This is a genomic window from Faecalibacterium sp. An77, assembly GCF_002161315.1.
Lineage (GTDB): Bacteria > Bacillota > Clostridia > Oscillospirales > Ruminococcaceae > Faecalibacterium.
This window is the reverse complement of sequence record NZ_NFHK01000066.1, coordinates 1-12,019: the sequence shown is the minus strand read 5'-3', so window position 1 is coordinate 12,019 and position 12,019 is coordinate 1. Positions and strand designations below refer to the sequence as shown.

Sequence of the window (12,019 nt, the reverse complement as noted above, 5' to 3'; positions counted from 1 at the left end):
GCCGCCATGAGCCAGCAATGCAGTTGGCCGATTGTTTCGCGGCCCCTTGAGGGGCTTTGTCCGTATTATGCCCTTCTAGGGCTTCCTCAAGCCCCCGGCTTTGCCGGGGGTCATGACTTAGTAAGATACTTCGCTGATTTCGCCATTCATCTACCGTCACGGAAGTTGTTTTGATTTTATCAATGATCCATTGTGGGGATTCGACAACAGTACGCCAGAATGAGTATACTGCTCTATCTGCGTCATTTATAACTACATAATCCACAAGGTCATCAACTAGCAGGTGACAAGCAATACTGGCCCCACCAGCAAAAGGTTCAACATATATACAACGCTTTGCTGAGTTTGACGTAATAATATTAGAAATGATAGGATACAGTGCTGATTTGCCTCCAGGATATCGAAGAGGTGAGTAATTACTCATTTGAAATTGCCCTTTCATTTTGAATACAATAAACTCATTTTACTAATAATAGCTTTTTTTTGAAAAAAAGTCAACGCTGGAGGATCAATCCATAACCATATACTTTATACTATATGCGGAAATTGAAAATGATTTGCATTGAAAAGAGGTGGTGCAAAGTGCCGAAAAACGGCGCAAACATCAGCTTGACCAGCTACGATGACATTTTTTCCACCGAAGAAAGCCGCCAGACCGAGCAGATTCAGCAAATCCCAATCGCAGACCTGCATCCCTTCAAAAACCACCCCTTCAAGGTGCTGGACGATGAGGCCATGCAGCGGACGGTGGAAAGTGTGGCTCAGTTTGGTGTGTTGGCTCCGTTGGTTGTCCGACCACGGGAGGAAGGAGGTTATGAGATTATTTCGGGCCACCGGCGGCAGCACGCCGCCGAGCTGGCAGGGCTGAAAACCCTGCCGGTGATTGTACGCAACATGGATGATGACCAGGCGGTGATTCAGATGGTGGACAGCAATTTGCAGCGCGAGAGCATCCTGCCCAGCGAGCGGGCTTTTGCCTACAAAATGAAGCTGGAAGCTATAAAAAAACAAGGTGCTAGGTCGGATTTAACTTCTGGACAAATTGTCCAGAAGTCAAAACTCTCCATCGAAAAAGTGGCTGAGGATGCAGGAGAGGGATATAAAACAGTCCAGCGCTTCATACGTCTCACCAACCTGATCCCCGAACTGCTGGAACTGGTAGACCAAAAGAAAATATCCTTCAATCCCGCTGTGGAACTGTCGTACCTGACGGTCTCCGAACAGCGGGATTTTTTTGAGGCCATGCAGGACACCCAGAATGCGCCTTCCCTGTCCCAGGCTCAGCGGATCAAAAAACTGAGCCAGGCTGGAAAGTGCAGCTATGAGGCCATCTTTGACATCATGGGCGAAGAAAAGAAGGCCGAAATGGATCGCGTGACCATCAAAAACGATGTGCTGCGCAAGTATTTTCCCAAGTCCTACACCCCGCGTCAGATGGAGGAAACCATCCTGAAGCTCCTGGAACAGTGGCAAAAGAAACGCCAGCGCAGTCAGGAACGCTGACCGGCTGGCAAAACAACCAGAACACAACTTGAAAATTTGGAGGTAACGCCTATGGCAACCAAGAAAACCGCAGCCACCATCACCACCCGGCAGATTTACGAGAAGGTCTGCGCCATGGAGAAAATGCTGAAAGAGTGTCTGGAAGTCCCGCCCCCGGCAGAGGCAGAAACCAAGCCCTATCTGGCCGCCGCAGCTCCCGATCTGCCCCTGTCTGTCATTCGTCTGGCAGATGCACCGGACATCCTGCCCTGCTTCGATGAGACCGATATGCTCTACGGGTTCAAGGACATTCCCGTTATGATGAGCTACTGCCCGGAACAGGTCTTGCGGATCGGTGAGGAATATTATCTGACCGGCCCCATGATCTTTTTCAGGATTGATGAAAAGGGGTATACGGTATCCCTCACGGTGGATGACCTGTACAAGCTGGCCGAGTTCCTGGAGGAACACACCGTCATCCTGATGACTGGCCCGGACAGCTTTGTGGGCATCCGGCTGGACTGACCATGTGGGCGGGAATGGCACATTTTGCGGCAGGAACCTGGTTTGGGTTCTTGACCGCAGTTCTGCTGCAGGCCGGAAAGGATGGTGACGCTCATGCAGGAAGATGTAGAGAACAGAACGATCAACTTTGCCATCAGCACCACCAAACTGACAGGGAGGACACTTCTGGCGGCAGCGCGTAAATTCTTGCAGTGGAGAGCGGGCAAGGTGCACAGCAAGCCAGTGGGCAAACAGAGTGTCAAACAGATGCTGCGGCAGGATCAGGGAGCCACCAACATCGAGATCGAGAAAACCGGCATCCGTGACTTGAAACGGATTTTGGACAAGTACGGCGTGGACTACGCCATCACCAAGAACCACGACACCCCGCCGCGGTATGTGGTTTTCTTCAAGGCAAGGGACGCTGATACCCTGACTGCTGCTTTCAAGGACTACTCCGCCAAACTGGTCAACAAAGAAAAACGCCCCAGTGTTCTGGAGCGTTTGGAGCAGTTCAAGGCCCTGGCTGCTGAGTTGGTGCCCGGCAAAATGAGGGAAAAGAGACAGGAGCGTGCTGACCGATGAACCAGAACACAAAACGATTGGTAATCCCGAACCTGCCCTATATCCTGATGGGTCTTTATGCCACCAACCTAGGCCGAGCCTGGCGGGTGGCGGCGGGTACCGACATGACCGAGAAGATGCAGTCCCTGATGGCAGTTCTGCCGGATGTCTTGGGGCATATCATCCCCAGTTTTCACCCGCTGGACCTGCTGGTGGGCCTGTGCTGCGGCGCAGGGCTTCGCCTAGCGGTATACCTCAAGGGCAAGAACGCCAAGAAGTACCGCCACGGCAGCGAATACGGCTCCGCTCGATGGAGTGCATAATTTTAAGTGTAAAGGAACTCTACATGGACGCACAGGAGGTTATGCACATGACTGATTATAGCAAAATCACAGCCCTTTACTCCCGCCTTTCCGTAGGCGACGAGGACAGGGACGGCGGCGAGAGCAACAGCATACAGAACCAGAAAATCTTTTTGGAGAACTACGCCAGAGGGCAGCACCTAACCAATATCCGGCACTACATCGACGATGACGAAAGCGGCAGATTTTTTGACCGCTCTGCCTACTCCCGTATGATGGACGATGTAGAAAACGGCAAAATCGGCGTCTGCATTATGAAAGACCTTACCCGCTGGGGGCGCGACTATCTCCAAGTCGGTAACGCTATGGAGATATTCAGACGGAACAATGTGCGCTTTATCGCGGTCAACAACGGCATTGACAGCGAGAAGCCCGACACATTGGAGTTTGCACCCTTTATCAACATCATGTCGGAGTGGTACGCAAAGGACATCAGCAAGAAAGTGAAAACGGGCATTAAAACCAAAGGCATGAGCGGAAAGCCGATTGCCACCGAAGCCCCCTACGGCTATATGAAAGACCCGGACAACAAGGATTTTTGGATAATCGACGAGGAAGCCGCCGAGGTTGTACGACTTATTTTCCGTCTGTTTATCGGCGGGAAGAACCGCAACCAAATCGCCGTGTATCTGAAAAACGAGCAAATCCCTACCCCCACTTTCTACATGAAAGACCGCGGGCGGGGCACTTGTAAAAATAAGACGCTCAACGAGGATAACCGCTGCAAGTGGAACAAAGCCACCTTGACCCATATCCTCACGCGGCAGGAGTATTGTGGCGATGTGGTAAACTTCAAGACCACAAAGCATTTCCGGGATAAGCATAACCACTATGTAGACCGAAGCCAATGGCACATCACAGAAAATGTGCATGAGCCGATTATTGACCGCACCGACTTTGAAACCGCACAGCGGATTTTGGAAAATGCCCCCGTCAGACGCCCCAACGGGGACGGGGAAATCCACCCTTTGTCCGGCTTGCTTTTCTGTAAAGACTGCGGCGCAAAAATGCACATCCGCATAGATTACCGAAACGGCGGCAAGCGCCATGTTGCCTATTGCAGCGAGTATCACAAGGGAAAAGCCAAAAATCCCAAGTGCAGCTCCCCGCACATCATCGACGCGGATTTGCTCATGCAGACCGTCGCGGAAGTGCTGAAGAAAATCGAGGACTACGCTATCAGCAACCGGGCGGAGTTTGAAGCCTTAGTGAAAAAGAGCCTTGCCATGCAGCAGACCGACAAGACCAAAAAACAGCAGAAGCGTGTCCCGCAAATCACGACGCGCCTTGAACAGATTGACAAGGTGCTGAACAAGCTCTATGAGGACAACGCCCTCGGCACGATCCCGCAAGACCGCTATGAGCAAATGTCGCAGAAGTATTCAGAAGAATACTACGCGCTGAAAGCGGAACTTGCCGAGTTGCAAGAGAAGCTATCCGCTTTTGAGAACGCGGGAGGGCGGGCGCAGAAGTTTTTGAAGCTGACGGAACGCCATGCCGCCTTTACCGACCTGACCCCGGCTATTCTCAACGAGTTTGTCAGCCGGATTGAAGTGCATGAGCGCGACAAGAAAAGGGCAAAACAGGCTATTCAGCATATCAGCATATATTTTAACTATATCGGCAGGTTTGAGAACGAAGTGACGCAGCTTGCAGAGCCGACCGAGCAGGAAATCCGGCAAATGCGGGAGAAAATCGAAGAAGCCCAAAAGGAAAAGAGCCGCGCCTACCACCGGCAGTATTCAAGGGAGTACCGGGCGCGTAACCTTGAAAAGCAGCGGGAGTATGAGCGTATCAAGGCGCGGGAATACCGGGCAAGGAGAAAGGCGCAGGCCGCCGCAGCAGCACCCGCACAGTAAAACAGAATACCGACAACCAAGAGGGATTTTCCGGGCTGCGGGAAATCCCTCTTTTGCGCCCGGAGAAAGGAGCCGCCTATGGCAGAACAGACCCCCGACAATATCATCACGACACAGAGGAACGGACAGACCATCGTTGCGGAGTTGTTTTTCAATCACAGCGGCACAGAAACATTCCGCGACAAGCTGCTCAAAGTGATACTTTCCGACAGTCTGCATTTCTCCGCGTCTGACGGTCAAGAGCCGGAAAAATCGGAAATCTTGCGATAACAGCCGCCCCGACGAACCATTCCTCGTCCGGGCGGTTTTTATCGTCAAAAACGCTGTTTTCTCCAAGTCAAGAGCCGGAGAAAACACCCGAAAAATGCCCCTATTGCGTAACAGGGGCGCAGAAAGGAGCTTGCATGAGAACAGGGCTTACCAAGCAGGAAAAGACCACCGATATTTGGTTTGACGAGAAAGACCCCCTTATCCATATCCGCACCCACAACACCGCCTTGAAAAAGCGTCTGCTTGCATACAGCCGCCGCTACCCGGCGATCTGCCAGCAGACCGATGCAGACCCGGAAACGGGCTGCATGGAGTTTGACATTGAGAAAGGCCGTTTCTCTTTCCGTCTGACCGCCCCATACAGTGAGGAACGCAGGGAAGCGGCGCGGCAATATGCCAGAGAGAACAACGCCGCTGACAGGCTGAAATGATGTAGATTTGTTCACAATCTTATGATATACTGTTTCTTGGGAACAAATCGGAGTTGAGGAGGCAAACCATGTATTCCTTATTGTTATTAAATCTGATTATACCTTTTGTAATGATTTTGGTTGGGGACATATTGAAAAGACAGCCTGCAACTGACATAAAATCGGGTAACGGATATAACACACCAACTGCACGGAAATCACAAGAACACTGGAATTATGCACAAAGTATAGCACCAAATAATTTTATCTCTCTTGGCAAGGTATTAGGAGTAGTTGAGATTATTTTAAGTATAGGAATGTTCCTTTTACAGATTTCAGTTAATATTGCCCTTACTGTAGGAATTTGTACGGGAATAGTATTTTTGTTTTGCGGCTTTTATAAAACAGAAATAGGAATAAAGAATAAGTTTAAGGAATGAATTTTTGTTTAATCGAACAGAACATAGTAAAATCAAACACTCCACCCACAAGGGACAGCCGAGAAAATCGACTGTCCTTTTTCTATGCCGACAGGCAGAAAGGAGCGACCAGTCATGACGAAACCGAGAGAGAAAACCCGCGAGGAATTGACCGCCGAGATTGAGGAAAGCAAGAAGAAAATCCGGCAGTTTGAGAACCGGGAGAAAATCATCAAGCAGAAGTTATCCGTTGAGGAACGCAAGGCGAGAACCCACAGGCTTTGCAAGCGCGGCGGCTTCATGGAGAGCCTTGTGCCGGAGCTGATTGCCATGCCGGACGAGGACGCGAAAGCCTTTTTACGGCTTGCCTTGACGAGCGAGCCAGCACAGGAGTTTTTGAAAAAACGAGCCGGGGACGGGAACGCGGAGTAATCCCTTTGGAACAAAGGGCGCACTTATACACCCTTGCGGGCGTGTGCGCTCTGCCGAGGGCTTTATCTCCGCACAGGGAACTTTCCCCGCGCTCCGATATGGCGGCTTTGCCGCAACAAGGGGCTGCACCCCTTGCGCCGCTTCGCGGCTATCCCTGCACACCCACAAAAACAGTACACCCGCCCCGGCGTCTGTACTATTTTTGCGGGTTTTATTATCCTATCCGGGAGGTGATACCCATAGCCATTTACCATTGTAACATCGGCATTGTGAGCCGAGGAAAAGGCAAGTCAGCCGTTGCCGCAGCCGCCTATCGAAGCGGCGAGAAAATCACAAACGAGTGGGACGGAATGACCCATGACTACACCCGCAAGCGCGGCGTTGTCCATACGGAAATCCTACTGCCGCCCCATGCCCCGCCCTCTTTCTCTGACCGCGCTGCCCTATGGAACAGCGTGGAACTTTACGAGAAAGCCGGGAACGCCCAGCTTGCCAGAGAGATTGACGCAGCACTCCCCATAGAATTATCCAGAGAGGAACAGATCCGGCTCGTCCGGGAATACTGTTCCTCTCAATTTGTTTCCAGAGGAATGTGCGTTGATTTTGCCATTCACGACACCGGCAGCGACAACCCCCATTGTCATATCATGCTTACCATGCGCCCCCTTGACGAGCGCGGCGCATGGGCGGCGAAGTCCAAAAAGGAATATGACCTTGACGAAAACGGCGAGCGTATTCGCTTGCCAAGCGGCAGATACAAGACGCACAAAGTTGACCTCACAGGCTGGAACGACAAGGGCAACGCGCTTTTATGGCGCAAGGCATGGGCGGATATTTCAAACGCCTACCTTGAACGCGCCGGAAGCCCGGAGCGTATCGACCACCGCAGCAACGCCGAGCGCGGCATTGACGAGCTGCCTACCGTCCACATGGGCGTAGCGGCTTGTCAAATGGAGAAGAAAGGCATAGCCACCGAGAAAGGCGAGCTGAACCGGAATATCCAAAAGGCAAACCGCCTTATCCGGGAAATCCGGGCGCAGATTGGAAAGCTCAAAGAATGGATTGCCGACCTGTTCAAGGCGCGGGAAACCGCCCCGGAGCAGCCCCCGCAATCCCCCGGCCTTGCAAATCTGCTGATGAAGTATTTAAGCGTTCAGAGAGAAAAGAGCCGGAAGTATTCGCAGAGTTGGCAAAGGCAGCACGCAGCCGACGAGCTGAAAACCGTTGCAAAGGCGGTCAACTATCTTTCCGGGCATGGTATCTCCACCCTTGACGAGCTGGACGCAGCCCTTTCCTCTGTCAGCGACCAAGCCGACGCTATCCGGGAGGGCATGAAAACCGCCGAGAAGCGCATGAAGAAGCTACAAAAGCTAATTGAATACGGGAAGAACTACACAGAGTACAAGCCCATTCACGATGAACTGAAAAAGCTGCAAAACGGCTGGACAAACAAGCGCGACAAGTACGAGGAAGCCCACCGCGCCGAGCTTACGCTATGGAACGCAGCGAGCCGCTATCTCCATGCAAATCTGCCGAAAGGGACAAAGAGCTTGCCTATCTCTGAATGGGAAAAAGAGCACGCCACTCTCAGCGGGCAGAGAACAGCGGAATATACCAAGCTGAAAGAAACCCGCGCCGAGGTTGCCGAGCTGCACAATATCCTCAAGTGCGTTGATATTGCGCTGAAAGCCGACCAGCCGGAGCAGACACAGAGCCGCACCAAGCGGCAGGAACAAGAGCGATAAAGAAAAGGGCGGGCACGCTGCTTTGCCTGTCCGTCCTATGTGTTACTCAATAAATGGCAATTTAATAGCGCAAAACAAAATAAATCACATATACCCAACTAAGCAAGCCATGAAAAATTGCCCACCAAACAGATTTCCATGTTGTATAACTTATTACCATAGCTAAAGCACTACCAAATGTTATTCCTGTTTTTACAGTTTTTTCCGCTATTGTCGTTTTATTTTCTTCCATCGTCTTTTGCCTCCAATATTCCGATTTGTTGACTTTATTCTACTCCAAAACTATGAACAATTCAACCACAGAAAGCGAGGTATCAACCATGTATTACACCCAAGAACAGATAGACCGGGCGAACCAAGCCGACCTTGTTTCTTTCCTGCAATCACAGGGCGAGCAGCTTATCCGCGCAGGACAGGAATACCGCTGGAAACGGCACGACAGCTTGACCGTCTGGGGAAACAAATGGTATCGCCACAGCCAGAGCAAGGGCGGCGCACCCGTTGATTTTGTCATGGAGTTTTTCGGCAAGAGCTTTACCGAAGCCGTTGAACTGCTGACAGGAGAAAAAGGCGCAGCACCGCCGCCGGACAGACCAAGCCCCGCGCCCATTTCTAACTTCCGACTGCCGCCCCGCAGCCCAGACAACCGCATAGCGAGAAACTACCTCACAGCAGCCCGCCGCATTGATGAAGATGTGACGGGCTTTTTCTTTGCCCGCGGCGATATTTACGAGGACGCAGCCCACCACAACGCCGTATTTGTGGGGCGGGACGAGGACGGAATACCGCGCTACGCCCACAGCAAGGGAACGGCGGGAAACTTCCGACTTGATGTGAAAGGCAGCGACAAAGCCTTTAATTTCTGCTACCGGGGCGAGGGAGACAGGCTTTTTGTCTTTGAAGCCCCCGTTGACCTGCTCTCTTTCCTCTGCCTGTTCAAAAAGGAATGGCAGAAGCAAAGCTACCTGTCATTGGGCGGCGTGGGAGAAAAAGCCCTGCTCCGCTTTCTCTCTGACCGTCCGAACATCAAGACCGTTTATCTCTGCCTTGACAGCGACGAAGCCGGAAATGACGCTTGCAGCCGCCTTGTGAAGCTCATGCCGGAGGGCTACACCGTCCACCGGCTTATCCCTCTTTTCAAGGATTGGAACGAGGTATTGCAGCACCGGGCAGAAATCACAGATGGGAAGTTTTTGCGGGAAGCGGTTTACGGCTTGAAAGAGCCGCCGCAGGAAGAAACCGTTGAGATTATCCGCATGAGCGAGGTTGACACGCAGACCGTTGAATGGCTATGGGAGCCGTATATCCCCTTTGGGAAAGTAACCATTGTGCAGGGCAACCCCGGCGAAGGCAAGACCACCTTTGCCCTACGCCTTGCCGCCGCTTGTACCAACCGCAAGCCGTTCCCCCACATGGCGGCGCATGAGCCGTTCAATGTGATTTACCAGACCGCCGAGGACGGTTTGGGCGACACCATCAAGCCCCGCCTTATGGAAGCCGAAGCAGACCTTGACCGCGTTCTTGTGATTGACGAGAGCAAGCAGGGGCTTTCCCTTTCCGACGAGCGCATAGAGAGAGCTATCCGGCAGACCGGGGCGCGGCTGATTATCCTTGACCCCATACAGGCGTATGTGGGCGAGAAAACCGACATGAACAAGGCCAACGAGATACGCCCCATGTTCCGCCGCCTTGCCGAGATTGCCGAGCGTACCGGGTGCGCCGTTATCCTAATCGGCCATCTCAACAAAGCCGCCGGAGGACAGAGCGCCTACCGGGGCTTAGGCTCCATCGACTTCCGCGCCGCAGCAAGGAGCGTCCTGCTGATCGGGCGCGTGAAGCGGGAACCGAATGTGCGGGTAATCGTCCATGACAAATCTTCCCTTGCGCCGGAGGGCAAACCCATAGCCTTTTGCCTTGACCCGGAAACGGGCTTTTCGTGGATAGGCGAGTATGACATTACCGCCGACGAGCTGCTGTCCGGCGCGGGCGGCAACACCGCCACCAAGACCGAACAGTCGGAACGGCTGATATTGGACTTGCTTGCAGACGGGAAAGAGCTTGCCAGCGAGGACATTGTAAAGGCCGCAGCCGAAGCCGGAATATCCGAGAGGACGGTACAGAACGCCAAGCGCAACATGGGCGGCATTTTGGGCGCAAGGCGCGTCGGCGGTCAATGGTATAACTTCCTCAAAAAGAAGCAGCCGCCCGAACCCGCAAGCTGAAAGTGCAAAACGCAGACCCTTTGCACCTTGCACTTTCGCACTTTCACAAGAATTTGCGTCAATAACTCAAAAAAGCACTTGACAAAACGCTTCATGGGGCAATGCCAAGGACATTGAACCCTTCATGGACCCCAAGTTCGAGGAGAATATCATCCTGACCAAAACGGAACGTCTGATGCTCTCCAGCCGGCCCCCTGACCCCAAGAATGCCCGGAACAAGAACGTGCTGATTGTGGGCGGCTCCGGCAGCGGCAAGACACGCTTCTGGATTAAACCCAGTGCGCCCGTAGGGGCGGTATAAACGTTACTGTAAGCAAGTAATAGGTTAAAGCATCATGCGGCAATAGCCGCAGCCTATCCTTCCCCGTCTTACCCCAAAAGGGAAACCGGAGGGCGACCATAGCATGGCGGAGGACACGGGGCACTGAAACCTCTGAGGTGCCCGCGTGACGGAAGGAAAATCCACGTATGAGGATGGAAGCTAAACTGCTTGAATGACAGCCTGAAATCGGGACCAAGATCCCACCCCTGACGTAGAGAGGTTGTACCCGTCAGTGTTCCTGACAGCCGCATTGTTTGGCTATGCGGCTGCAGATGCTCGGAACAGATTCAGCCACGGGAAAGTGGAAAAAGGCGAACGTCACATGCCGACAACGTGAAGCGCTTGTTTATACCGTACGAAACGGGGATTGTCTAAAGTGAAACGCCGAAAGGCTATGAAAACGCTGAGACGCGGGATTCTGAATATTCACCAGGACAACAGAGTTCCCATAGTAGTCCGAGGGCGGGAAGGCCGTCCGCATGGCGAAGGGGAACAGTGAATCATTTTCAAAACAGAAAGGATGGTGTGTGAGACACCATGAGAAATCCGATTCATGTCTTGAAAAGCCTTGAAGAAAAGGCAAGTGTAAGCAACTACCAATACGAAAGATTGTATCGCAATTTGTACAATCCTGAATTCTACCTTCTTGCCTATGCCAACATTGCAAAGTCGCAGGGGAGCATGACGCAGGGGGTAGACGGACAGACACTGGATCGTATGAGTCTACCGAGAATCAACCGGATCATTGAATCCATTCGCAACAGGACGTACCAGCCAAAACCTGCCAAGAGAAAGTATATTCCAAAGAAAAATGGAAAACTCCGCCCACTGGGGATTACTTCCACCGATGATAAGTTGGTGCAGGAAGTAGTCAGAATGATTCTGGAAGCAATCTATGAGCCGACATTCAGCAACTACTCTCACGGCTTCAGGCCCAAAAGAAGCTGCCATACTGCGCTCAGTCAGGTGAAGAAAACCTTTACAAGTGTCACCTGGGTTGTGGAAGGAGATATCAAAGCTTGCTTTGACCATTTTGATCACCATGTGCTGGTTGAATTGCTGCGCAAAAGAATTTCGGACGAGGCTTTTATCGGCCTGATTTGGAAATTCCTGAAAGCCGGATATATGGAGCAGTGGCAGTATAACTGCACTTACTCTGGTGTTCCGCAAGGCAGCGGCATCAGTCCTATCTGTGCCAATATATATCTCAATGAACTGGATGGCTATATGCAGGCATATAAAGAAAAATATGACTGTGAACCGACCAGAAGAAAGACGACCAAAGAATATGAACGGGCGTCACGGAGATACAAGTGAATTGTCAAACTAAGTGCAACAGGAATTAAGCTCGAAGTCCCATAATTCCTGGGCAGAATGGAAGTTAAGAACCTTGCGAGGCCTGGCGTTAATCAACGCCAGGTTTCGTTT

The 12,019-nt window shown here is 52.0% G+C and carries 13 protein-coding genes and 2 pseudogenes; 13 read left to right on the top strand and 2 right to left on the bottom strand.

Going from position 1 to position 12,019, the window contains the following annotated elements; translation table 11 throughout:
* The coding region (locus B5G28_RS13380) for a DNA adenine methylase (RefSeq protein WP_144265559.1) at positions 1–442 on the bottom strand (442 nt) is incomplete at its 3' end.
* Positions 443–582: 140 nt separating this feature from the next.
* Here B5G28_RS13380 and B5G28_RS13375 point away from each other — a divergent pair.
* From B5G28_RS13375 to mobQ, 10 genes are all read left to right on the top strand, one after another.
* Positions 583–1,503, top strand: coding sequence for a ParB/RepB/Spo0J family partition protein (locus tag B5G28_RS13375; protein WP_087249596.1), 921 nt, complete (start codon positions 583–585; stop codon positions 1,501–1,503).
* Positions 1,504–1,554: 51 nt separating this feature from the next.
* Positions 1,555–2,007 carry a hypothetical protein gene (locus B5G28_RS13370; RefSeq protein ID WP_087249594.1) on the top strand — a complete coding sequence of 151 codons (453 nt, stop codon included), beginning with the start codon at positions 1,555–1,557 and terminating at the stop codon, positions 2,005–2,007.
* 93 nt (positions 2,008–2,100) lie between these two features.
* On the top strand, positions 2,101–2,571 hold the full coding sequence (locus tag B5G28_RS13365; protein ID WP_087249592.1) for a PcfB family protein: 471 nt from the start codon (positions 2,101–2,103) through the stop codon (positions 2,569–2,571).
* On the top strand, positions 2,568–2,873 hold the full coding sequence (locus B5G28_RS13360; RefSeq protein ID WP_087249590.1) for a conjugal transfer protein TraG: 306 nt from the start codon (positions 2,568–2,570) through the stop codon (positions 2,871–2,873). The genes B5G28_RS13365 and B5G28_RS13360 overlap by 4 nt, the downstream gene beginning before the upstream one ends.
* A gap of 23 nt (positions 2,874–2,896) precedes the next feature.
* Entirely contained in the window at positions 2,897–4,771 is a 1,875-nt protein-coding gene (locus B5G28_RS13355) for a recombinase family protein (RefSeq protein WP_087249600.1), read from the top strand.
* 78 nt (positions 4,772–4,849) lie between these two features.
* On the top strand, positions 4,850–5,041 hold the full coding sequence (locus tag B5G28_RS13350) for a transposon-encoded TnpW family protein (RefSeq protein ID WP_087249588.1): 192 nt from the start codon (positions 4,850–4,852) through the stop codon (positions 5,039–5,041).
* Positions 5,042–5,175: 134 nt separating this feature from the next.
* A complete protein-coding gene (locus B5G28_RS13345) occupies positions 5,176–5,472 on the top strand; it encodes a hypothetical protein (protein ID WP_087249586.1) in 297 nt (98 codons plus the stop codon).
* Between the two features lie 68 nt (positions 5,473–5,540).
* Positions 5,541–5,891: an SdpI family protein gene (locus B5G28_RS13340; protein WP_087249584.1), complete on the top strand. Its 351-nt coding sequence runs from the start codon at positions 5,541–5,543 to the stop codon at positions 5,889–5,891.
* Positions 5,892–6,005: 114 nt separating this feature from the next.
* A complete protein-coding gene (locus B5G28_RS13335) occupies positions 6,006–6,302 on the top strand; it encodes a DUF3847 domain-containing protein (protein ID WP_087249583.1) in 297 nt (98 codons plus the stop codon).
* Positions 6,303–6,532: 230 nt separating this feature from the next.
* Complete coding sequence (mobQ, locus tag B5G28_RS13330) at positions 6,533–8,047, top strand: MobQ family relaxase (protein ID WP_087249598.1); 1,515 nt, start codon at positions 6,533–6,535, stop codon at positions 8,045–8,047.
* Positions 8,048–8,108: 61 nt separating this feature from the next.
* On the opposite strand, the gene B5G28_RS14870 is transcribed toward mobQ, so the two are convergent.
* Positions 8,109–8,279 (bottom strand): hypothetical protein, encoded by a 171-nt coding sequence (locus B5G28_RS14870; RefSeq protein ID WP_204228880.1) that lies wholly within the window; start codon positions 8,277–8,279, stop codon positions 8,109–8,111.
* Between the two features lie 88 nt (positions 8,280–8,367).
* Here B5G28_RS14870 and B5G28_RS13325 point away from each other — a divergent pair, with 88 nt between their 5' ends.
* The 3 genes and pseudogenes from B5G28_RS13325 to B5G28_RS13315 all read left to right on the top strand — a co-directional run.
* Entirely contained in the window at positions 8,368–10,269 is a 1,902-nt protein-coding gene (locus B5G28_RS13325) for an AAA family ATPase (protein WP_087249581.1), read from the top strand.
* Positions 10,270–10,363: 94 nt separating this feature from the next.
* Positions 10,364–10,549, top strand: a pseudogene (locus B5G28_RS13320) (type IV secretory system conjugative DNA transfer family protein); the annotation flags it as partial.
* Between the two features lie 579 nt (positions 10,550–11,128).
* Positions 11,129–11,905: pseudogene (locus B5G28_RS13315) on the top strand (reverse transcriptase domain-containing protein); the annotation flags it as partial.
* Positions 11,906–12,019 lie beyond the last annotated feature (114 nt).